This is a genomic window from Rhodococcus sp. MEB064 (genome assembly GCF_000834565.1).
Classification (GTDB): Bacteria; Actinomycetota; Actinomycetes; order Mycobacteriales; family Mycobacteriaceae; genus Rhodococcoides.
Map to the genome: position 1 here is coordinate 57,974 of NZ_JXQS01000003.1, position 22,888 is coordinate 80,861.

The 22,888-nt window shown below is 68.6% G+C and carries 20 protein-coding genes; 10 read left to right on the forward strand and 10 right to left on the reverse strand.

The annotated features are described in order from the left end of the window. Positions 1-157: 157 nt before the first annotated feature. Positions 158-1,609, forward strand: a complete 1,452-nt coding sequence (gene obgE, locus RU01_RS01715) for a GTPase ObgE (protein ID WP_042572779.1) — start codon at positions 158-160, stop codon at positions 1,607-1,609. 2 nt (positions 1,610-1,611) lie between these two features. Further along, positions 1,612-2,727: a glutamate 5-kinase gene (gene proB / locus RU01_RS01720; RefSeq protein WP_156148741.1), complete on the forward strand. Its 1,116-nt coding sequence runs from the start codon at positions 1,612-1,614 to the stop codon at positions 2,725-2,727. A 4-nt stretch (positions 2,728-2,731) separates the two neighbouring features. Here the strand turns inward: proB and RU01_RS01725 are convergent, their stop codons facing one another. The 5 genes from RU01_RS01725 to ectA all read right to left on the reverse strand — a co-directional run bounded on the left by RU01_RS01725 (position 2,732) and on the right by ectA (position 7,072). Beyond that, the gene (locus tag RU01_RS01725; protein WP_042572780.1) at positions 2,732-3,919 is read right to left on the reverse strand and encodes an MFS transporter; all 1,188 of its coding nucleotides are present in this window, start codon (positions 3,917-3,919) and stop codon (positions 2,732-2,734) included. Next, entirely contained in the window at positions 3,916-4,695 is a 780-nt protein-coding gene (locus RU01_RS01730) for a Sir2 family NAD-dependent protein deacetylase (RefSeq protein WP_042572781.1), read from the reverse strand. Before RU01_RS01730 ends, RU01_RS01725 begins: the two co-directional genes overlap by 4 nt. A gap of 101 nt (positions 4,696-4,796) precedes the next feature. Then, positions 4,797-5,195: an ectoine synthase gene (locus RU01_RS01735; protein WP_042572782.1), complete on the reverse strand. Its 399-nt coding sequence runs from the start codon at positions 5,193-5,195 to the stop codon at positions 4,797-4,799. Positions 5,196-5,220: 25 nt separating this feature from the next. Continuing rightward, positions 5,221-6,501: a diaminobutyrate--2-oxoglutarate transaminase gene (gene ectB / locus RU01_RS01740; RefSeq protein WP_442970427.1), complete on the reverse strand. Its 1,281-nt coding sequence runs from the start codon at positions 6,499-6,501 to the stop codon at positions 5,221-5,223. Between the two features lie 52 nt (positions 6,502-6,553). After that, the gene (gene ectA / locus RU01_RS01745) at positions 6,554-7,072 is read right to left on the reverse strand and encodes a diaminobutyrate acetyltransferase (protein WP_042572783.1); all 519 of its coding nucleotides are present in this window, start codon (positions 7,070-7,072) and stop codon (positions 6,554-6,556) included. A gap of 264 nt (positions 7,073-7,336) precedes the next feature. Between ectA and RU01_RS21950 the strand changes: the two genes are divergently transcribed. Together RU01_RS21950 and RU01_RS01755 are read left to right on the forward strand one after the other, a co-directional pair. Next, positions 7,337-8,890: a hypothetical protein gene (locus RU01_RS21950; protein WP_052493068.1), complete on the forward strand. Its 1,554-nt coding sequence runs from the start codon at positions 7,337-7,339 to the stop codon at positions 8,888-8,890. A gap of 49 nt (positions 8,891-8,939) precedes the next feature. Next, entirely contained in the window at positions 8,940-9,569 is a 630-nt protein-coding gene (locus RU01_RS01755; protein ID WP_052493069.1) for an SDR family NAD(P)-dependent oxidoreductase, read from the forward strand. Here RU01_RS01755 and RU01_RS01760 read toward each other — a convergent pair. The 3 genes from RU01_RS01760 to RU01_RS01770 are packed head-to-tail and all read right to left on the reverse strand — an operon-like array spanning position 9,552 to position 14,347. Further along, a complete protein-coding gene (locus tag RU01_RS01760) occupies positions 9,552-11,306 on the reverse strand; it encodes an ABC transporter ATP-binding protein (protein ID WP_197074649.1) in 1,755 nt (584 codons plus the stop codon). The two genes, RU01_RS01755 and RU01_RS01760, sit on opposite strands and share 18 nt — an antisense overlap. Positions 11,307-11,351: 45 nt before the next feature. Next, positions 11,352-13,439 (reverse strand): RecQ family ATP-dependent DNA helicase, encoded by a 2,088-nt coding sequence (locus RU01_RS01765; RefSeq protein ID WP_042572784.1) that lies wholly within the window; start codon positions 13,437-13,439, stop codon positions 11,352-11,354. Beyond that, positions 13,436-14,347, reverse strand: coding sequence for a ribokinase (locus tag RU01_RS01770; protein ID WP_042572785.1), 912 nt, complete (start codon positions 14,345-14,347; stop codon positions 13,436-13,438). The genes RU01_RS01765 and RU01_RS01770 overlap by 4 nt, the downstream gene beginning before the upstream one ends. A gap of 138 nt (positions 14,348-14,485) precedes the next feature. On the opposite strand from RU01_RS01770, the gene RU01_RS01775 reads away from it, so the two are divergent. The 4 genes from RU01_RS01775 to RU01_RS01790 are packed head-to-tail and all read left to right on the forward strand — an operon-like array spanning position 14,486 to position 18,275. Next, complete coding sequence (locus RU01_RS01775; protein WP_042572786.1) at positions 14,486-14,890, forward strand: allophanate hydrolase-related protein; 405 nt, start codon at positions 14,486-14,488, stop codon at positions 14,888-14,890. Between the two features lie 3 nt (positions 14,891-14,893). Next, a complete protein-coding gene (gene alc, locus RU01_RS01780; RefSeq protein WP_042572787.1) occupies positions 14,894-15,946 on the forward strand; it encodes an allantoicase in 1,053 nt (350 codons plus the stop codon). After that, positions 15,946-17,286: an allantoinase AllB gene (allB, locus tag RU01_RS01785; RefSeq protein WP_042572788.1), complete on the forward strand. Its 1,341-nt coding sequence runs from the start codon at positions 15,946-15,948 to the stop codon at positions 17,284-17,286. The genes alc and allB overlap by 1 nt, the downstream gene beginning before the upstream one ends. 20 nt (positions 17,287-17,306) lie before the next feature. Beyond that, positions 17,307-18,275: a D-2-hydroxyacid dehydrogenase gene (locus tag RU01_RS01790; protein WP_197074650.1), complete on the forward strand. Its 969-nt coding sequence runs from the start codon at positions 17,307-17,309 to the stop codon at positions 18,273-18,275. A gap of 2 nt (positions 18,276-18,277) precedes the next feature. On the opposite strand, the gene RU01_RS01795 is transcribed toward RU01_RS01790, so the two are convergent. Next, complete coding sequence (locus RU01_RS01795) at positions 18,278-19,564, reverse strand: YhgE/Pip domain-containing protein (RefSeq protein WP_042572789.1); 1,287 nt, start codon at positions 19,562-19,564, stop codon at positions 18,278-18,280. Positions 19,565-19,669: 105 nt separating this feature from the next. Between RU01_RS01795 and RU01_RS01800 the strand changes: the two genes are divergently transcribed. Further along, positions 19,670-20,350, forward strand: coding sequence for a TetR/AcrR family transcriptional regulator (locus RU01_RS01800; RefSeq protein WP_197074651.1), 681 nt, complete (start codon positions 19,670-19,672; stop codon positions 20,348-20,350). 27 nt (positions 20,351-20,377) lie between these two features. Here RU01_RS01800 and RU01_RS01805 read toward each other — a convergent pair whose 3' ends face one another. After that, entirely contained in the window at positions 20,378-21,481 is a 1,104-nt protein-coding gene (locus RU01_RS01805) for an NADH:flavin oxidoreductase/NADH oxidase (RefSeq protein ID WP_042572790.1), read from the reverse strand. A 113-nt stretch (positions 21,482-21,594) separates the two neighbouring features. Here RU01_RS01805 and RU01_RS01810 point away from each other — a divergent pair, with 113 nt between their 5' ends. Continuing rightward, a complete protein-coding gene (locus tag RU01_RS01810; protein ID WP_042572791.1) occupies positions 21,595-22,863 on the forward strand; it encodes a glutamate-5-semialdehyde dehydrogenase in 1,269 nt (422 codons plus the stop codon). Positions 22,864-22,888 lie beyond the last annotated feature (25 nt).

Consider the following 22,888-nt stretch of genomic DNA (forward strand, 5'->3'; position numbering starts at 1 on the left):
CTGCGGTGACAGCGTCGTCTCCGACGCTGCACACCTCGGCGCTGCATATCAGTACGCGTTCCCGTCAGGGGCGGTTCGGAGGGCTTCCTCCGTCCGCCCCTGACGGCGTTCCACCCAGCATCACTCTCGTTAGTTGTCTCGGAAGGACCACCCATCCATGTCGCGTTTCGTCGACCGTGTCACCCTGCATGTCAGTGCAGGCAAGGGCGGGAACGGGTGCTCCTCGGTCCACCGCGAGAAGTTCAAGCCGCTCGGCGGACCCGACGGTGGTAACGGTGGTCGCGGTGGCGACGTCGTCTTCGTCGTCGACCCGAGCGTCCACACACTCCTCGACTTCCACTTCCACTCGCATGCGAAAGCCGGCAACGGTACGCAGGGAGCGGGCAGCAACCGCGACGGCGCCATCGGCGAGGATCTGATCCTCGGTGTTCCCGACGGGACCATGGTCCTCGACAGCGAGGGACGCATCCTGGCGGACCTCGTCGGGGAAGGCACGCGCTTCGACGCCGCTGCCGGTGGCCGTGGTGGCCTGGGTAACGCAGCCCTGGCATCGCGCGCACGCAAGGCGCCCGGTTTCGCACTGCTCGGTGAGGACGGCGTCGAACGCGACCTGGTCCTGGAACTGAAGTCGGTCGCCGACGTCGGCCTGGTCGGATTCCCCAGCGCCGGGAAGTCCTCGCTGGTGTCGGTGCTGTCCGCAGCGAAGCCCAAGATCGCCGACTACCCCTTCACGACGCTGGTTCCGAACCTCGGCGTCGTCTCGAGCGGGGACACCACGTTCACCGTCGCCGACGTCCCCGGTCTCATCCCCGGCGCGAGCCAGGGCAAGGGGCTGGGCCTCGACTTCCTGCGTCACCTCGAGCGTTGCGCCGTTCTCGCGCACGTCGTCGACTGCGCGACCCTCGATCCGGGCCGCGATCCCGTGTCGGACGTCGATGCTCTCGAGGCCGAACTCGCGGCCTACACGCCGGCCCTGTCCAGCGACGCAGGGCTGGGCGAACTCGCCGACCGCCCGCGCATCGTCGTCCTGAACAAGGTCGACGTGCCGGAGGCCCTCGAGTTGGCGGACATGGTGCGCGCGGACTTCGAAGCCCGCGGGTGGCCCGTGTTCTCCATCTCCGCGGTCAGCCGGGAAGGTCTGCGCCCCTTGACGTTCGCGTTGGCCGAACTCGTCGCCCAGTACCGTCTCGATCACCCCAAGGCCGTTCCGCGTCGACAGGTCATCCGTCCGGTCGCCACCGACAAGGCCGGCTTCAGCGTCATCGCCGATCCCGACGTTCCGGGTGGCTTCATCGTGCGCGGTGAGCGCCCCGAGCGGTGGGTCAACCAGACGTCCTTCGACAACGACGAGGCCGTCGGCTACCTGGCCGACCGCTTCGCACGGCTCGGTGTCGAGGCCGAACTGGTCAAGCAGGGCGCACAGCCCGGCGCCTCGGTCACCATCGGGGACGTCAGCTTCGAGTGGGAACCGCAGACTCCGGCCGGTGTCGACGTCACGATGACGGGCCGCGGCACCGACTCGCGCATCGATCAGGTCGAGCGCATCGGCGCGTCCGAGCGCAAGCACGCACGCCGTGTCCGGCGAGGGCTGGACAGCGACGACCAGTGACGGTGACACAGCCGCACGGGAGTACCCGGGAGACCATCGCGTCGGCTCGCAGCATCGTCGTCAAGATCGGCTCGTCCGCGTTGACGAGTATGGAGAAGGGTCTCGACCTTTCCCGACTCGACGCGCTCGCCGACGCCATCGAGGCGAGGATGCGCAACGGCACCGATGTGGTCGTGGTGTCCTCGGGTGCCATCGGAGCCGGCATGGCGCCTCTGGGCCTCAAACAGCGTCCCCGAGACCTGGCGACCAAGCAGGCCGCCGCCAGTGTGGGCCAGCTCGCTCTGGCGCATGCGTGGGGCACGTCCTTCGGACGCTACGGCCGGACGGTCGGGCAGGTGCTCCTGACCGCCGAGGACATCGCGCGCCGAGCCAATCACCGCAACGCCCAGCGCACGCTGGACCGTCTGCGCTCGCTCGGCGCGGTAGCGGTGGTCAACGAGAACGACACGGTCGCCACGGCCGAGATCCGGTTCGGTGACAACGATCGGCTCGCTGCCCTGGTAGCCCATCTCGTCGGCGCCGACGCCCTGGTGCTGCTGTCCGACGTGGACGGTCTGTACGACGGTGACCCGCGCAAGGACCCGAACGCGAGGTTCCTGACGGAAGTGGCCAGTCCCGAGGATCTCGACGGCGTCGTCGCCGGGTCCGGGGGAGCGTTGGGAACGGGCGGCATGGCCTCGAAGCTGTCGGCTGCGCGTCTGGCTGCCGACGCCGGCGTACCGGTCCTGTTGGCTGCCGCGTCGGATGCCGCGTCGGCGCTCGGCGGCGGCGCGGTGGGAACCACGTTCACGGCTCGCCCCAACCGGTTGTCGTCGCGGCGTTTCTGGGTGCGGCACGCCGCCGACACGACCGGTGCGCTGATGCTCGACGCGGGCGCGGTGGCCGCGGTGATCGACCGGAGACGGTCCCTGCTGTCCGCCGGCATCGTCTCCGTCGCCGGCACGTTCGACGCGGGGGACGTGGTGTCCCTGACGGCGCAGGACGGTGCGGTCGTGGCTCGCGGTGTCGTGGCCTACGACTCGACGGAGATCACCGGGATGCTCGGACAGTCGACCGCCGACCTTGCGCCGGAACTGCGACGGCCCGTCGTGCACGCGGACGATCTGGTCCCCGGCTGACCCGTCACGAGGCGTGCGAGGGGGAGGCCGCGAGAACGCGTCGCAACGCGATCGCCACCAGCGCGACCGCCACTCCGGCAGCCACGACGGACCACAGAGCCCACCCGAAACCGGTGAGCTGCGCGAGTGTGCCGAAGGTGATGGGCGCGGTGAGCACTCCGATGCGCGCGACGAGCGACACCACGGTCATCGCCGTTCCCGGCGCGATCCCGGGTAGTCTGCCGGCGAGGCCGAAGGCCGCGGGGAAGATGGGCGCGGCACCCAGACCGGCCACCGCGAACATCGCTGCCGCGACGTACGGGGATGTCACGGCGGGGGCTGCTACGAAGGCTGCGGCGATGAGCAGCGCGCCGCCCATCAGGACGGCGTGCCGCCCGAAACGATCCACCATCGTGTCACCGATGAGTCGACCGACGAACATCGCCGACGAGAACGCCACTACGGACAGCCCGGCCAGACCGGCTCCGGCACCGAGTTCCGTGGAGTAGACGGCGCCCCAGGACTGGGGGACGTCCTCTACCAGTGCCGCCACCAGCACGAGCAGTCCCAGCAGAGCCAGCGCACCGGAGAACGGGACACGGGAACGGCGGGGCGTCGCGCTGACAGGTTCCGCGGGCGCTGTCGGGGCGTCGCGGACGAGGAAGTGCGCGGCCACCACTGCAGCGACCAGCAGGACCCCGCCGACCAGCGAGAAGTGGACCACCACGGACAGTCCCGCCGCGGCTGCTGCCGCTCCGGTCAGTCCGCCGGTGACGGCGCCCGCGCTCCACGATGCGTGGAATCGGTTGAGCAGAGACCGATCACGTCGCTTCTCGACGATCACGCCCTGCGCGTTCATGGCGACGTCCATCACCGCGTCGGCGCCGCCGAGGACTGCGAGAGACAGGGCGAGCATCCACCAGGTCCCGGCCACCGCGGGGAGGACGAACGCGAGACACAGCAGAGCCGCGGAGAGCACCACGACCATCCGGCTGCCGAGCTTCCTGATGCCGATGGCGGCGAGGGGAGTGGCCAGCAGCCCTCCCGTACCCGTCCCCGCCAGAGCGAGTCCGAGGACCGATGCGTCGAGGGACAGCGCGTCGCGGATCGCGGGGATGCGCGGTGCCCAGTTCCCGAGCACCGCCCCGTTGACGAAGAATACGACCGCGACGGCCCACGGCCGTCCTGTGGTCGAGGTCGTTCCCGCCGTCACAGGAAAGCAGCCAGGACCTCGGAACAGCCCGCCTCGATCTTCTCCGCCGCGAACTCGTCCCCGCGGGTCGTCCCGCGGTTGACGATGAATACCGGGATCTCGTTCTTCCACGCGTGGCGGACGAAGCGCAGTCCGGACATCACGGTCAGCGACGACCCGAGGACGACAAGAGCCGACGCGGCGTCGACCATGTCGTAGGCACTGCGGACCCGAGGCTTGGGAACACTCTCGCCGAAATAGACGATGTCGGGTTTGAGGATGCCGCCGCAGACCTCGCAGCCGACCATGCGGAAATGAGCCGTGCTCTCGATGATCGCGTCGGCGTCCGGAGCGATCTCGACTCCGTCGGCGCCGACCACGGATTCGATGAACCCCGGATTGAGTGCGGTCAGGCGCTCGTCCAGTGCGACGCGGGAGATCAACCGGTCGCAGTCCAGGCAGCGGACGCGGCCGTAGACACCGTGCAGGTCGATCACCGACCGTGACCCCGCCTTGGTGTGCAGCATGTCGACGTTCTGCGTGATGATGCCCGACACGGTGCCGACCCGCTCGAGCTCGGCGAGCGCGCGGTGTCCGGCGTTGGGCCGGGTCGCGTCCATGTGGCGCCAGCCGACGTGATTGCGAGCCCAGTAGTGGCGTCGGAAATCGTCGTCGCCGATGAACTGCTGGAACGTCATCGGGTTACGTGGAGGGGAGTCGGGCCCGCGGTAGTCGGGGATACCCGAGTCGGTGGACATGCCGGCGCCCGTGAGTGCGACGACGCGGCCGCCGGCCATCGCGTCCTGGAGAGAGATGGCGCTGCGCGGCGACCGATCGAGAGAGCGTGGGGAAACCGAGGTCACGTTCTCCAGAGTAGGTCGCCGCGCAGCGTCGTGCGTCAGGCAGGAACTTCGATCAACGGGTAGACGCCGTTCTCGTCGTGCCGTTCGTCGCCCACCACGGGTGGGTTGAAGACGCACAGCATGCGCATGCGCGTCCGCGTCTCCACCGTGTGACGCTCGTGCCCGTTCAACAGGTACATCGACCCCGCGCCGAGCTCGTAGGTCTCCCCGGTCTCGCGGTCGGTCAACGTCCCCTCGCCCTCGATGAGCCAGACGGCCTCGACGTGGTTGGCGTAGTGGAAGTTGTTCACGGTGTTCGGCTCGATGGTGGTCTCGTGGAACGAGAAGCCGACCTTGTCGCCGCCCAGGACGATGCGCTTGGACCGCCACTGGCCGTCCTCGCTCGCGATGTCGCGCTCGGTTCCGGTGATGGCTTCGGTGGTGCGAACGATCATGTGAACCTCCTACGGTGGGGGGTGGTCAGGAGCAGACGGTCGTGGTGGCCTCGGACAGGATGCCCAGCCCGTGGTCGAGATCCTGTTCGGAGATGGTGAGGGGCGGGAGGAGCTTGACGACCTCGTCCGACGGGCCCGACGTCTCTGCGAGCAGCCCGTGCTCGTATGCCAGCGCGGTCACCTTCGACGCCTTCTCCGCGTCGTCGAACACCAGACCCTGGACCATTCCTCGGCCTCGGGTGCTGATGCCGTCGAACCGAGCGGACAGCTCGATGAACGCATCCTGGATCCGCTCGCCCTTGGCCAGGATCGATGCCTCGAAGGCTCCGTCGGACCAGTAGTGGTCGAGTGCGGCCTTGCTGGTCACGAAGGCCGGGTTGTTGCCGCGGAACGTGCCGTTGTGCTCGCCCGGACCCCAGACGTCGAGTTCGGGACGCATCAGCGTCAGGGCCATCGGCATCCCGTATCCGCCGATGGACTTCGAGAGCGTGACGATGTCGGGCACGATGCCGGCGTCCTCGAACGAGAAGAACGGGCCCGTGCGGCCGACGCCCATCTGGACGTCGTCGACGATGAGCAGGATGTCGCGTCGCTTCAGCAGATCGGCGAGTCCGCGCAGCCACTCGGCGCGAGCCACGTTGACCCCGCCCTCACCCTGGACCGTTTCCACGATGACCGCGGCAGGACGGTTGATGCCGCTGCCCGAGTCGTCGAGGACTCGCTCCATCCACTGGAAATCGTCCGTCGCTCCGCCGAAGTAGTTGTCGAACGGCATGGGGGTGGCGTGGACCAGGGGGATGCCGGCGCCGGCGCGCTTCATGGAGTTGCCGGTGACGGACAGGGCGCCGAGGGTCATGCCGTGGAAGGCATTGGTGAAATTGATGACCGAGGAACGGCCGGTGACCTTTCGCGCCAATTTCAGTGCCGCTTCCACCGTGTTCGTTCCGGTGGGGCCGGGGAATTGCACTTTGTAGTCGAGTCCGCGCGGCTCGAGAATGCGCGAGGTGAACGACTCGAGGAATTCCCGCTTGGCGACGGTCGACATGTCGAGACCGTGCGTGATGCCGTCACGCATGATGTAGTCGACCAGAGCCTTCTTGAGGACGGGATTGTTGTGGCCGTAGTTCAGCGCACCCGCTCCGGCGAAGAAGTCGAGGTACCTGCGGCCGTTCTCGTCGGTGATCCACGAGCCCTGCGCCGTGTCGAACACGGCGGGCCACTGGCGGCTGTAGCTGCGAACTTGTGACTCGCGGGCCTCGAAGATGTCGATGGTGGCGTCGGTGGGGCTGATGCTGGTGGTGGTCAAGGAAGTCCTCCGGGGTGATCGTCGAATGGGGGCGCCTGTCGTGCGGCGTGCGCTACGTGGCGTCGAACGGACCGACCGTGTAGAGGTCTTCCGGTTCGTGGCTGTCAGGGAAAGCATTGGCGGCGAACAGGTCTCGCCGGTCGATGCCGGTCCCGCGCCGTCGGGCGAGCGAGGTGAACAAGGCGATCGAGGCGTCGTTGTCCGGGCTGATGGTGGTCTCGAGCAGGCGCGGCGCCGTGCGGTCCACCAGGGTCTCCAGCATGCGGACGGCAAGGCCGTGTCCGCGCTGATCGGCGTCCACGGCAACCTGCCACACGAAGAGGGTGTCGCCCTGCTCGGGGCGCCGGTAGCCGGAGACGAAGCCGACGGGAACGTCGTTCGTGTCGGTCGCCACGACGGAGGTGGCGGAGAAGTCACGGCACCACAGGACGTAGGCGTAACCGGAATTGAGATCGAGGACAGTCGAGTCCCGGGCAATTTCCCACAGGCGTATTCCGTCGTCGGTGCGAGGCGGTCGGAATGTGAACTGGATGGCGTCGGTCGGGTTATCTTGTCGTAACACTGGCGTCATATTGCCTACGAACGTAACAAGGACGCTGCCGCATGTCAGGTGCCTCGGTGGCCGACGTGCAGGAAAGGCACGCTAACCGCCAGTACCCTCGCCTGTTGTGAGGGTGCTCACACGGGACTGTGACGCCGGTCCAGATGGTGCCGATGTGACCAGTGTGAACGGTGTGGCGACAGCCGGCGCGCGTCACGGACCCGGAAATAAATGGCAACGGTGCGGCGAGGCACGCACCGTTCACGCGTCGTGGTAGCTAATGTCCGGCTCATTATGACTCCGAAAGTCAGGCTTCCGCAGTTCAGAGCACCGTCCACCGGTTCGGATCGCGCGCCGATCCGCAGCCGGATCGCTGCTCTCTGCGCGACCCCGGTGGCCATGCTGCTCGCCGTTCTTCTTCCCACCCTGGCCGCGGGCATCTTCTGGGTAGCGCAGACGGACCAGGACGCGACCACCGGCACGGTGACCGTCCGATCGACGGCGGGGGGATCTGCCACCGATCCGCTGGCTCCGTCCAGATCCGCGTTGACCAACACGGCGCTGCCGCTGCAGATACTCGCCGGCGGCATGACGGAACTGACCGACGGAAGCACCGAACTCGACGACGGTGCACACCAGATGTCCGACGGGCTGCATCAGGCGCGCGACGGATCCGCGAAGTTGGCCGACGGGATGACGCAGCTCCGCGCAGGACTGTGGCAGCTCGGCGACGGTTCCTCCCAGGTCAGCGGCGGAGTGGATCGCGTCGTCGGTGCCCTGACCGGGGTCGGTGCGGCGCAGGGACAGATCGAACTGATCGTGCAGCAGACGCTCGACTCGCTGGCCGCATCGGGAGACCCGCAGGCAGCGGCGTCGGCGGATCAGTTGCGCCCCGTGCTCGATCTGCTGCGCACGCAAGGACTGAACGGGGGTGTGCTGACCGATCTGGAGACCCTGCGCAAGGGTGCACAGACCGTGGCGTACCAACTCGACGACCCGAAGTCGGAGTTCGTCGACGGCATGGTGCGTGCCACCGACGGCTCGGCCCAGCTTCGCGACGGATTGGTCCTGCTCGACGACGGCGGCGTCCGCCTCGTGGACGGCACCACCCGTCTCGTCGGCGGCGTGGGTCCGATGGAGACCATGTTCACCACGTTGCGATCCAATGTGGAGAAGGCCTCGACCTCGCTTCCGGCCGCAACGCAGGTCGAGGCGGACTCGGCCGGCAGCACCAACTCCTATGTCGTTCGCTCGGCCTCGGACAACTGGCCCTATCTCGCGGCGGCCTTCGCGCTCGTCGCGGCCGCCCTGGTCGGATTCTTCGTTCCTCGCGTGCGTGCCGCCGTCCTGGGTGCCGTCGCGACGTCGATCACGATGGTGCTCGCCCTGGCCTTCGCGGACACCGGCGCGAGCCTCTCCGGTTCGGTGACAGCGACCGTCCTGATCGTGCTGTGGGTGGCGGCCACGGTCGCCGCAGCGCGTGCGATACGCACGGCGCTCGGTCTGACGGTCGGCGGCATCGTGCTGGCGTTCCTCGGCATCGCGCAGATCGTGCTCGCCGGCATGGTGCTGCGCGGCGCCGGTGGTGTCGTCGACACCGTCTCGATGTTCACCCCGATCGGCCAACTGGTGCGAATTCTGGGCGCGTCCGTGGACGGAGGCTCGCTGGTGTTCGTGCTGGTCTCGACCGTCGCCGCGGTGGTCACCCTCGCCGTCTCGGTGGCCGTTCTCCTCGCGCACGGCGCCGCCAGGGACCCCGATGAGACGGCGGATGCGTCGGAACCGGACGACTCGAGCGCTGACGACGACCGATTCGCCGACGACACGGTCGCCTCCTCCGTACCGTGAGGACAGCGGCGTCAGGCGCCGGACGATCCCGTACAGCGAGGAGCGTGACGTGCTGCTCGACGGAGCCAACGCAGTCATCTACGGCGGAGGCGGAGTCCTCGGTGGTCGACTGGCGCTCGCCCTGGCCCGCGAGGGAGCTCGCGTCCATCTCGCCGGCCGCTCACGCGAGCGTATGGGTGTCGTCGTGGACGCGATCCGCGAGGACGGCGGGTATGCGGAAGCCGCCGTCATCGACGTTCTCGACGAAGTCGACGTCGACGAGTACGTGGACGTCGTCGCTGCGTGCTCCGGCAGCATCGACATCTCCGTAGACGTGATCGTTCCCGGCGCACGCGCCGCGTCCGTCGACGCTCGGCGCAGGCTCGACCGTACGGAGGTCGCCGACCTCGAGCGCCCGGTGCTCGACGCGCTGCGGGCACACTTCATCACTGCGCGTGCCGCGGCCCGGCACATGGTGTGCCAACACTCCGGTCTGATCCTCGTTCCGCGATGCGACACCGCGCCGGCTCACCTGGACGCGCTGTCCCTGGCGTCCGCCGTGATCGACCGACTCGCTGCTCAACTGGCCACCGAGCTCGCCTCGACAGGAGTGCGCGTGGCCACGGTGGCCGCCGATCTCGGCTCACCGGACGACACGGCGTCACGCCTGGTGGCCGCCGCGTCAGACGGCGATACGTAGCGCCTCCACGAGGTCCCGGTAGAGGGTGTCGGAGTCGAGCAGCTCGCGGTGCGTGCCGCGTGAGCGCACCTGCCCACGTTCGAGCACGAAGATGGTGTCGGCGTCGATGACCGTCGACAAGCGGTGGGCGATGGTCACGACGGCACCGTGCACCGACAATTCACGGATCGCATCGTGGATCGCAGCTTCGGTGATGCCGTCCACCTGCGCCGTGGCCTCGTCGAGAAGCAGGATGTCGGGCGGACGCACGATCGCCCTGGCCAGTGCGATGCGTTGGCGCTCACCACCCGACACTGCGGAATCGCGCAGTTCGGTGCTCAGCCCGGCGGGGAGTTGCTCGATCTTCTCGGACAGGCGGACACGCCCCAGTGCCGCCCAGAGCTCGGCGTCGGTGGCATCCGGGTGGGTCAGTCTGAGGTTGTCCGCGATGGTGCCCGGCAGCGTCGGGGTCGCCTGCTCCACGTATCCGATCCGCGCGCGGATCTGGTCGTGCGACAACTGTGCGTAGGGAACGCCGGCCAGCGCCAGCTCACCGTTCCGCGGCTCCAGGAACCTCAGGAAGAGAGAGAACAGCGTCGTCTTCCCGGCGCCCGACGGCCCTACGACGGCGGTGTGTCCGCGAGCCGCGATCTCCATGTCGATGCCGTTCACCGCGGCGCTCTCCTCGCCGTAACCGGCTGTCACGCGTCGGAGAGACAGGGCGGCGGGGGCGTCGGTGATGCTGCGCGGCAACTCGGTGACAGCCACCGGTGTAGCAGCCTCGAGGTCCATCACCTGGATCTCGCGGATACGCGACGCCGCGGCGATGCCACGTTGGAGTTGCGAGACGTACAGCGTGAGTTGCGCGACGGGCCCCACCAGCTGGAAGGCGTACAGCAGGAACGCGACGAGGCTCGACACCGCGAGGGCGCCCGAGCTCACCCGGTACGCGCCCACACCGAGGACAGCGATGATGGTGAGCTGGATTCCACTGCCGGTGATGGTCCACGCCCATGCCTCGAGGCGCACGGCACGGATGCCGAACATTGCCGACGTGCGAGCCTCGTCGATCACGCGCTCACTCGAACGGTCCTCCGCACGGCTGGCCTTGACGGTCCGGACTGCACGCAGGGCGCCCTCGAGGATGCCGCCGAGCCGTCCCATCGCTTCCTGTGCATCACGTTGCGCGCGAGCCACTTTGGGCATCAGCACCCCGGCCGCGAGCCCGATCAGAGCGATGCCGAGAACCGCGGTACCCAGCAGCGGGAGATCCAGGGTCGCCATCAGGACGATGACTCCGACGATCGCGATGCTCCCGTTGACGATCTCCACGAGTGCCCACGACGACGCTTCCCGCAGCAGCACCGTGTCGGAGGTGACACGGGTCAACATCTCACCGGCCGGCCGCGCCGTCACCGCGGGAATGGTCGCTCCGAAGAACCGACGGACCATCGACGACCGGGCTTCGAGCACCACGCGTTCGGCCATCGTGCCGAGCAGCAGACGTTGCGCCATCCCGACGATCACGCCGACGACGAGCAGGCTGACCAGCAGAACGATCGCGGACTTCGTCGCCCCCGGGACTCCGAACGAATCCAGGAGGCGCTTGGTCACCAGCGGTGTCGCCAACGACGACGCCGTCACCAGCAGACCCAGCAGCAGGCCGAACCGGAACAACCGACGATGCGGGCGGATGAAGGTCCACAGAATGCGCAGGTTGGGGAGCCGGCCGAGGGACTCCGGAGTATCTGTCGTCACCTGGTCACACTAGTCGCGGGCCGCACGTGTTCCTCGAGCCGCGGCTTACCCGCGGCCGATGAGGGCGAACGGGAGGACCGCATCCGCTCCGGCCTGCCGCAAGGCTCGTGCGGCCATGGTGGCGGTCCACCCCGTGTCGGTCGAGAGGTCGAGGAGCAGCACCGGGCCCCGATGGGCGGTGAGGTCCGGCGGCTCGAAAGCATCCACCAGCGACGCGACCCGGAAGGCGGAGTTCGCACCGGACACCGGGCGCGCGTCCGGCCGTCGATGCAGCGTGCCGAGGGGTTCCAGACGGCCCACCCGCGCCAGACGTTCGCCGAGATCCTGCAAGAGGAGCGGACGAGTGTCGCTTTCCATCACCATCACTCCGGTGGGTCGCTCGTCCCACGTCCATTCCGCCAGGACCTTGATGCACGCCGCTTCCAGTCCGTCGGGGGCAGGACCGTCCTCGCCGTCGGTCAGCGCGCGCAGGCGCGGCCCCCACACGGGGTCGGTGAGTCGTCCGAGGATGCGCCCGGTCTCGGGACCCAGCGTGATCTTCCCCGACAGGTCGACGCCGACCTTCTTCAGGCCGGTGGGCCACTGCTTGCGTACCGCCAGATCGAGTCCTGGTCTGTCCAAGCGCTGCCGAGTGGATTCGACGTCGCCCTCGGACACGTCCGCGGACAGATGCTCACCCGTGCAGTTGTCGCATCTCCCGCACCGATCTGCATCGGCATCGCCGGTGAGCGACGGGTCGTCGAGTTGGCGACGGAGAAAGGACATGCGGCACTCGGTGGTCGACTGGTACTCGATCATCGCGCGCTGCTCCGACAAGCGTGCCTCGTCCAGACGCTCGTAGCGTTCGCGGTCGTAGTGCCAGTGCTCGCCGGTACCCAACCAGCCGCCCTTGACCCGTCGTACGGCTCCGTCCACGTCCAGAACCTTGAGCACCATCTCGAGCCGAGTCCGGCCCAGCTCGACCAAGGGCTCCAGAGCAGGAGTCGACTGAGGGCGTTCGGTATCGAGGACTTCGAGCACCCGCCGCACGACGTGCTCACGGGGAAACGCGACGGAGGCGAAGTAACTCCAGATCTCCCGGTCCTCGGCGCCCGGCAGCAGGATGACGTCCGCACGCTCGGTGGCGCGGCCCGCGCGGCCGACCTGCTGGTAGTAGGAGATGGGTGACGACGGTGCGCCGACATGGACGACGAAGCCGAGATCCGGTTTGTCGAAGCCCATGCCGAGAGCCGAGGTGGCGACCAACGCCTTGACCCGGTTGTTCAGCAAATCCTGTTCTGCCGCTTCGCGTTCCGTCGGGTCGGTCTGTCCGGTGTAGGCGGCGACCTCCATGCCCCGATCGCGGAGCAGTGCCGCCAGATCGGTCGCACCCGCGACGGTCAGCGAATACACGATCCCCGAGCCGGGCAGAGTTTTCAGGTGTTCTGCGAGCCAGGCGATGCGGGCCGTCGGATCGGGGATCCGAACGACGGACAGGTGCAACGACTCTCGTTGGAGACCACCGCGCAGAATGGTGGTGTCGGATCCACCGACACCGAGTTGGGCGGCGACGTCGGCGACGACGCGGTCGTTCGCGGTGGCGGTCGTCGCGAGGACGGGCACACCCTCGCGGAGCTCGGCGATCAGGGAGCGGATGCGTCGGTAATCGGGCCGGAAGTCGTGGCCCCAGTCGGACACGCAGTGAGCCTCGTCGACCACCACCAGCCCGGCGTCGGCCGACAGCGACGGCAGCACCTGGTCGCGGAAGTCGGGGTTGTTCAACCGCTCCGGGCTGACGAGCAGGACGTCCAGCTCACCGGCGGCGACGCGGGCGTGCACGTCGTCCCACTCGGTGACGTTGCCGGAGTTGATGGTGGCTGCCGTGACGCCGGCGCGCTCGGCGGCAGCGACCTGGTTACGCATCAGGGCGAGCAGCGGCGAGACGATGACGGTGGGTCCGAGCCCCTGCTCGCGCAGCAGCCGCGCGGCGATGAAGTACACCGCCGACTTGCCCCACCCGGTCCGCTGCACCACCAGGGCACGGCGGTGATGGACCACCAGGGCTTCGATGGCGGTCCACTGGTCCTCACGCAGAACCGCATCGGGGCCGGCGAGGTCGGTGAGCAGTTCCTGCGCCCGTTCGCGGGTGCTCATGCGCGTGAGCCGTCGCCGGCGAGGAGGGCGTCGATCTCGGCTGCGGTCGGTGCCGCGGAACCGGCGCCCGGACGGGTGGCGGTCAGTGCGCCGGCAGCGCACGCTCGCCGGACGGCGAGCTCGGGCCCGTCCCGCCACGCCGTCGCCAGGACTCCGGTGAACGCATCCCCGGCGCCGGTGGTGTCGACGGCCTCGACGGCAGGTGCACTGGCGGTGGCCCCGGCGCCGTCCGGTCCGCGCCACCGGGCGCCGTCCGCGCCCAGCGTGGTGACCAGGTGGGGTATACGCCGCACCGCGTCGGCTCCCAACGCGGCCTCCTCGTCGCGGTTGACGACGACGACATCGATCGCGGCCAGGAGCTCGTCCGAGAGTGGTTGCACAGGAGACGGATTGAGGAACACCACGGTCCCGTGAGCCCGTGCGTGGCGTGCCGCAGCGAGCACCGTCTCCGTCGGGATCTCGAGTTGGCACAGCAGGACGTCCGCCGCCGCGACGGCCTCCAGCTCGTCCTCGGTCAGATCGGTGACGGTGCTGTTGGCAGCTCCGATCACCACGATGGAGTTCTCGGCCGAGTCGTCCACGGTGATCACGGCGACTCCGCTCGCGCCGGGCACCTCGCGCAGCAGCGAGGCGTCTACCTCGGCGTCGACGAGCGTCTCGCGAAGTTCGAGAGCGAACGTGTCCGACCCGACGGCGCCGACGAACGTGACGTCCGCGCCGGCGCGCGCCGCGGCGACGGCCTGATTGGCCCCCTTGCCTCCGGGGCTGGTGCGGAAGGACGAACCCAGGACTGTCTCACCGGGGACGGGCAGGGAGGGTGTGCGGGCGAGAAGATCCATGTTGATGCTTCCGACCACGGCGATGCGCGGTCGTGCGGATGCGGTGCGTGCATGCTGCGGATCGGCCATGATCGCGACCCTAACGGGTGTCGCCGACATCGACGTCACCCTTCCCGGGTCGTGCGGCCGGAACTCGGTTAGGTTGTCGTCGCACCGCAAAATGCTGTCGGAGACAGATCCACCAGTGGAACGAGAGGACTGGACACCATGGCCGAACTGTTCTGCAACGGAGGAGCCATGCGTGGCGGCAACCTCCACCACAATGTGTCCGCGCATACCTTCCTCGGCTCCGTGACGACGGCTCCGAACTACCGCTTCTTCGCCGTGCGGGACGAGTTCCCCGGCCTGCTCCTCACGGAGACGGGCGGCGCCTCGATCGCCGGTGAGCTCTACGACGTGCCGATGGAGAACATCCGCACCGACTTCCTCCCGGAGGAGCCGGCCGAGCTCGAACTGTCGGTGATCGAGCTCGCCGACGGACGTTCGGTCATGGCCGTCGTCCTGCGGCCGGGGCTGGTCGACTCGATCGCGGACGATCTGACCGAGATCACCGACCTCGGCGGGTGGCGCGCGTACCGCGGATTGCCCGACCCCGACACTGCAGGAGCTTGACGAGTGAGCGATTTCCTCGCCTTCCCCGATCTCGCGTCCCGCGCTCTCGGAGGGTCCGTCAGCGCCGCGAACGACGAACTCTTCGCGCAGCGCGAGAACCTGATCAAGCCGACGGCCCCGTTCTTCGACCCCACCGAATTCGGTCACAAGGGCAAGGTCTACGACGGCTGGGAGACGCGTCGACGGCGGGACGAGGGCCACGATTACGCGATCGTTCGACTGGGCGCCGCGGGCATCGTGCACGGAGTGGTCGTGGACACCGCGTACTTCCGCGGCAACTATCCACCGTTCGTCTCCGTCGAGGCGGCGTCGATCGAGGGATATCCGTCCGCCGGGGACATCCTGAATGCGCACTGGCACACGCTCGTCGACAAGTCGCCGGCCGACGGCGACACCGCCAACCTCTACCCGGTCTCGGACGGCCGTCGGTGGACGCATGTCCGCCTGTCGATCTACCCGGACGGGGGAGTGGCGCGACTGCGGGTGCACGGTGAGGTGGTGCCCGACGCACGTTTCCTGGGAGGAACGGTGGATCTGCTGGCGGCCGAGAACGGTGGCCGGCTGGTCGAGTGCTCCGACGCGTTCTACGCCTCGCCCGCCAACATCATTCTCCCCGGTCGCGCCCGGAACATGGGGGAGGGCTGGGAGAACTCGCGTCGACGTGGCGGTGGGAACGACTTCGCCGTCTTCGCGCTGGGTGTTGCCGGCGTGCCGCGGCACGTGGAGATCGACACGTCCTACTACGTGGGCAATGCGCCGGGCTGGGCGTCGCTGCGGACCGTCGACGCCCGGACGGCCGACGTGGACGACCCCGCCGCCTGGACCGAGGTGCTGGCGAGAACCGCCGTCCAGCCGGACACGCGGCACATGCTGCTGCTCGACGACGCCCCGGCCGCAACGCATCTGAGATTGGACGTCTATCCCGACGGGGGTCTGTCACGACTGCGGCTCTTCGGGGATCCCGACGACCGCTCGCGTGACGACGCCCGCATGCGCTGGTGGTCGTCGCTCCCCGAGGAACATCGCGCGCTGGTACCCGAGCAGGCACCGGCATGATGGACGTCGTCTTCCGGGCGCCGCGAGCGATCGTGACCGGACCCGACGGCCGACAGGTGGAGACCTCCTGCGCGGTCGGGGTGGTCGACGGCCGGATCGCGGTGATCGGCGGAATCGACGACGTGATCGACGCGACCACTGTCGTCGACCTCGCCGACGACGAGGTCCTGCTCCCCGGGTTGGTCGACACGCATGTCCATGTCAACGAGCCGGGGCGTACCGAGTGGGAGGGCTTCGCCAGCGCGACCGCCGCGGCTGCTGCGGGCGGCGTCACCACGGTGATCGACATGCCGCTCAACAGCATTCCCTCGACGGTGTCCACCGAGGCGCTGGCCGTCAAGCGTGACGTGGCCGGCCCGCAGGCACGAGTGAACGTGGGGTTCTGGGGCGGCGCCGTACCCGGCAACGTCGGCGATCTCCGACCGATGCACGACGCCGGAGTCTTCGGGTTCAAGTGTTTCCTGCTGCATTCCGGAGTCGACGAGTTCCCACCGCTCTCGCCGGTCGAACTCGAGGCGGCGATGGTGGAGATCGCGTCCTTCGACGGACTTCTCATCGTGCACGCCGAGGACTCGCGCATCATCGCGGAGTCCGAGAACGACGGCGGCCGTGAGTATGCCGACTTCCTGGCCTCGAGGCCCCGCGCTGCGGAGAACACCGCGATCGCCGACGTGATCGCCGCGTCGACACGCACGGGGTGCCGGGTCCACATCCTGCACCTCTCGAGCGCCGAGGCGGTGCCGCTGGTCGCCGAGGCCAAGCGAGCCGGTGTCCGCATCACCGCGGAGACGTGTCCGCATTACCTGTCGTTCGCCGCCGAGGAGATCTCGGACGGCGCCACTCAGTTCAAGTGCTGTCCTCCGATCCGTGAGGCCGGCAATCGAGATGCGTTGTGGCAGGGGCTGTCCGACGGTGTGATCGATACCGTGGTCACCGACCATTCGCCGTGCACCGCGGAGCTGAAGCGGTTCGACATCGGTGATTTCGGCGCAGCGTGGGGCGGTATCGCGTCGTTGCAGGTGTCGTTGTCCGCGGTGTGGTCCGAGGCTCGCCGGCGAGGGCACGGATTGGCCGACGTCGTCACGTGGATGGCGGTGGCCACGTCGGCTCAGGTGGGGTTGACCTCGAAGGGGTCCGTCGAGGTGGGCAGGGACGCGGATCTGATCGTGTTCGCTCCCGATCAGGACTTCGTCGTGCATGCGGCGGAGCTACGGCACAAGAACCCTGTCACCGCGTACGACGATCGTCGTCTGAGCGGTGTCGTGCGGTCGACGTGGCTCGCGGGCGTGCGTGTCGATCCCGACGGGGATCCGCAGGGAGTGCTGCTCGACCGCGAGTGATCGCTGTTTATGCTCGGACCATGGTGACCGACCGCCCCGTACTCGCGGTGATGCACGACGGCGATCGTCCCGTCGGCATGGACGCCGTCGAAGCGCTGTACGACGTCCGCTACGCCACCGCATCCACCTTCGCCGACGCCGTCGACGGTGCCCGCGCAATCCTGCTGTGGGACAACATCCGTGAGGCACTGCGCGAGGTGTGGCCGAGGTGCTCCGACCTCGAGTGGGTGCACCTCGCGGCGGCCGGGGTGGACACCCTGTTGTTCGACGAACTCGTGGCATCCGATGTCGTGGTGACCAATTCGCGAGGCGTGTTCGACGCCCCCATCGCGGAGTTCGTCCTCGCGTCCGTGCTGGCGATGGCGAAGGACGTCCGGCGCACCGTCCAGCTCGGCAGGGAAGCTCGGTGGCTGCACCGCGAGACCGCAGACGTCGCGGGGGCGCGCGCGATGGTGGTCGGGACGGGAAGCATCGGCCGCGCCGTCGCACGTCTGCTGCGCGCTGTCGGGATGACCGTGTCGGGCGTCGGGCGCACGGCGCGCACCGGTGATCCCGACTTCGGGACGGTGCACGCGAGCAGCGACCTGGCTACCGTCGTGTCGGACATCGACTACCTGGTCTTGATCGCTCCGCTGACGCCCTCCACCCGCGGGATGGTCGGGCGCGAGGTGTTGACCGCCGCGAAGCCGGGGGTGCGCGTGATCAACGTGGGCCGCGGCGCACTGCTCGACACCGAGGCGCTGGTCGACGGCCTGCGGACCGGTCAGGTGGGCGGCGCCGCACTCGACGTGTTCGAGACCGAACCACTCCCGCCGGACCACGTCCTGTGGACCCTCGACGACGTGTTGCTGACAGCGCACATGAGCGGGGACACCACCGGCTGGCGTGAGCGGCTGATCAGCGTGTTCGTCGACAACGCCGACGCGTTCGCCGCAGGTCGGCAGCTGTCCAACGTCGTCGACAAGAAGCTGGGTTTCGTCCCGAGCTGAACCTACCGAGCCTCGGACGCCGGGACACGCTCCAGATTCTTGCGGTCGTAGAGCGCCATGACGATCCCGCCGAACGCGAGTCCGAGGACGAGTCCCAGCACCGTCATTGCCAGACCGTGCGCCAGGCCGGAGTTCCAGCGGGCGTCGAAGTACAGGATCGACCGCACCGCGAGGTAGACCTGGTGCATCGGTTCGAACTGGGCCAGCCACCCGAACAGGGCCGGCGACGCCTCGATGGGAATGGTCGCTCCGGCGGACGGCAGCCCGAGGATCACGAAGACCACGAGGTTGACCACCAGGCCGGGCGTGCCGAGGACGGCCATCACCGACAGGGCGGTGACGCCGATGGCGGAGATCGCGAGCGTGCCGTACATCCACAGTGCGAGGGAGTGGGGCACCGGCATTCCGAGGGCTGTGGCGATCGCGATGTAGAGAGCCGACACGACGACCGCGATGACCACCATCGTCAGCCACTTGGCGGCCAGCGTCGCCAACCGGTTCTCGGTCGAGCGGGGACGCTGGCGGAATCGAGCCCCGACTTCGAGGGGGACGTACCCCAGCGCGCTGTCGATCAGCGCGTTGGCGATGGTCGCGCCGGTGAACCCGGCCAAGACGAGAAGGAGCGCGAAGTAGAACGACGACAGGCCGAGTCCGGTGCCGCCCGGCAGCGGGTCGTAGGGCGTGACGACGATGTCGATCGGCTGAGCCAGCGTCAGTGATGCGGCACCCGACAGCGTGGACCCTTCCGGCAGGGCGCCCGTCACCTGCGCCGTGAGTTGTTCTCCCAGTGCGCCGTTGGCGGTGTCGAGTGCGGTGTCACCGATGGTGGTGAGGATCGACGATCCCAACGTGCCCGCACGCTGGTTGGTCAGGATGGTGACCATCGGCTTGTCGATGTCGCCGGCCACGACGCTGGCCTGCGTGAGAATTCCGACCCGCTTGGTGAAGTCGCTGGGGATGACGATGGCGCCGTAGACCTCACCGTTGGCCAGCATGTTCTGCGCGTCGGCGATGCCGACTCGGCGGAGGTCGATCTTCTCCGGATCGACGCCGTCGACGATCCCGGTGGCGATCTGTTCGCCGATGTTCGCCTGCTGACCGTTCGGGAGGACGTCGCCCTCGTCGCTGACCACCAGGGCCACCGGGAAGTGACGCAGGTTCTCGCGGGGATCGAGAATGCCGCCGAGGTACAGGGCGGCCAGAAGCGACATGATGATCGAGACGGCCGCAACCGGAACGAGCCAGGTGAGGGGACGCTTGAATGCGGGTGTGACCGTGTCGGGGGACATGTTCGAAAGACCTCTCGTCCGTCAGCCGGAACGACCGGCGCTCGATACAGTTCTGTATCGTAGGTGTCGAGGACGATCATGCACCACACGAACGACGGAGGCAACGTGACCGCAGGAACACCCGGGCGATCGCGGAACAGGGCGGAAACCCGTGAGCGCGTTCTCGACGGAGCGAAGGACGTGTTCCTCGAGCGGGGTTTCGGCCGGTCCACGCCCGAGCAGATCTGCGAGCGCGCGGGGTACACGCGGGGGGCGTTCTACTCGAATTTCTCGTCCATGGACGAGGTGTTCCTGGCGCTCTGGACGCGTCAGGCGGCGGTGGTGTCGCAGCGGGTCCGGGCCGCCATCGAGGCCGTCGACTACGGCGACATCCGCCGCGATCGGACGGACAGCCGCGAGTTCCTCGACCTCGTCGTCGAGGCGCTGGGCGGCCTGGTCGTCGACGTGTCGTGGCACGTCCTGATGGCGGAGTTCGGCGCCCATGCCGCGCGCAATCCGGAACTGGCGGTGCTGGTGACCGAACACCGCGCAGCGTTGCGAGAAGCTCTGCGGCCCATGATCGTTCGCGGACTCGCTCTGTTCGGCCGGGAGGTCGCGGTGGACGACGACACGTTGGGTCGCGGTGTCGTGGCGGCGTTCGAGGGCGCCATGTCGCAGGCGATGATCGAGCCCGACAACCCTCGTCCGGCCCGCCTGGCCGTCGAGTTGGTCGGCGCCGTCATCTGGTCCTACTCCCGCGAGTACGTCGATACCGTCGCTGACGAGGCTCGGATCACGACGATATGACCGTACTCGCGGGGGGAAGGCGAGGGCTCAGAACGCCCGCTCGTACTGCGGGGGAGTGCCGGGGGCGATCTCGGCACCCAGTTCGCGTGCTGCCCGCCGTGCCCAGTAGGGGTCACGCAGGAGCTCGCGAGCCAGGAACACGGCCACGGCTTCTCCGGTGCTGACGATGTCCTCGGCCTGCTTCGGTTCGGTGATCAAGCCCACCGCCGCTGCCGGCATAGTCGTCTCGTTCTGGATGCGCCGAGCGAACGGGACCTGGTAGCCGGGTTCGACCGGAATCGACGCCTTGGCGACGTTGCCACCGGTGGACACGTCGACCAGGTCCACTCCGTGATCGGTCAGGCGGTCCGCGAGCATGACGGTCTGATCGGGGGTCCAAGCCTCCGAGTCGACGCCGCGCTCCTCGCCGGTCCAGTCGGTTGCCGACACCCGTACGAACACGGCCTTCTCGGCGGGCCAGACCTCGCGGACCGCGTCGACCAGACGCAGCAGGAAGCGGATGCGGTTGTCGAAGCTGCCGCCGTACTCGTCGGTGCGCAGATTGCTGGCGGCGGAGAGGAACTGGTGCGCCAGGTAGCCGTGCGCCGCATGCACCTCGGCCACCTCGAAACCTGCCCGGTCGGCGCGGATCGCTGCGGACCGGAAGTCGTCGACGACGCGGTCGATGTCCGCGATCGTCATCTCGCGCGGAGCCGGGTAGTGCCCGAACTCGACGGCGCTGGGGCCGACCGTCTCCCACGCCAACGCGTGGTCCGCAGCCAGCGGCTTCCCGCCGCGCCACGGTGCCTCGGTCGATGCCTTACGGCCCGCGTGCGCGAGCTGGATGGCCGGAACGCTGCCATATCGGGTGATCGAGGCCACCACCTCGGCCAGCGCATCCGCTTGCGTGTCGTTCCAGATGCCGAGGTCCCACGGGGTGATGCGTCCCTCGGGGCTGACGGCAGCCGCCTCGGTCATGACCATCCCGACACCGCCGACGGCGCGGGACTCGAGGTGCGTGCGATGCCAGTCGTTGACGGCTCCGGTGTTCGGACCCTCGGCATCGGCCGAGTACTGACACATCGGCGACATCCACACCCGATTCGGCACAGTCACTCCACGAAGGGTCAACGGTTCGAACAACACACTCACGACGGCGTCCTTCCATGTCCGGTTGCAGGCGCACGAGATACCCCTGCTCTCCCTCGGAAGAACCACCGAACGCCCCGAACATTCCCGACCGGCCTCTGACCTATCCTGGCTGTGTGACTGCTACCACGACCAGCACCGGCGTCGACCTGGAGGCGGGGGTTCACGCTGCCGCTCGCCGCGCGCGGGTGGCGTCCCGTGCTCTCGCCTTGCTCACGACCGCGCAGAAGAACGACGCGCTGCATGCCGCGGCCGACGCGCTGCTCGCCTCGTCGGACGCGATCCTCGCCGCGAACACCGTGGACCTCGAGTCCGCCGACGCGTCGGGAACTCCGCCGTCGCAGCTGGACCGCCTGCGCCTGACGCCCGACCGGATCGACGGCATCGCCGCGGGACTCCGGCAGGTGGCGTCGCTTCCCGACCCCGTGGGGGAGATGCGCGACGGCCGGACCCTGCCGAACGGCCTGGAGATCCGTCAGGTGGCCGTACCGCTGGGCGTCGTCGGCATGATCTACGAGGCGCGGCCCAACGTCACCGTCGATGCGTTCGGATTGACGCTGAAGTCCGGGAACGCCGTGCTGCTGCGTGGGTCGTCCTCCGCCGCGCGGTCCAACGAGGCGCTCGTCGGTGTCCTGCGCAGCGCCCTGAGCGCCATCGGGCTGCCCGCGGATGCCGTACAGCTGCTCTCCAGCGAGGACCGATCCACGGTGACCCACCTGATCCGTGCCCGCGGCCTCGTCGACGTCGTCATCCCCCGCGGCGGCGCGGGCCTGATCTCGGCGGTCGTGCGGGACGCGACGGTCCCCACCATCGAGACCGGCGTCGGCAACTGCCACGTGTACGTACATTCCTCCGCCGACCTGGACATGGCCGAGCGCATCGTGCTCAACGCCAAGACCCGACGCGTCAGCGTGTGCAACGCGGCCGAGACCGTGCTGATCGACGCCGCCATCGCCGACGTGGCCGTTCCCCGACTGATACAGGCGCTGTCCGACAACGGCGTTCGCATCCACGGTGACCTGCCCGGTCTCATTCCTGCGACGGACGAGGACTGGGGAACGGAGTACCTGTCCGACGACATCGCTCTGGCAGTCGTCGACGGCGTGGACGCGGCGATCGAGCACATCGACACCTGGGGAACCGGGCACACCGAGGCCATCGTCGCGTCCGATCTCGCTGCGGCGCGGGCGTTCACGATGCGTGTCGACGCCGCCGCCGTCATGGTCAACGCGTCCACCGCCTTCACCGACGGTGAGCAGTTCGGCTTCGGCGCCGAAATCGGCATCTCGACCCAGAAACTGCATGCACGCGGCCCGATGGGTCTCCGCGAACTCACCTCGACCAAGTGGATCGTGCAGGGCGACGGCCACATCCGTCCGGCCTGACTCCCACTTCCACTCCGTACGAAAG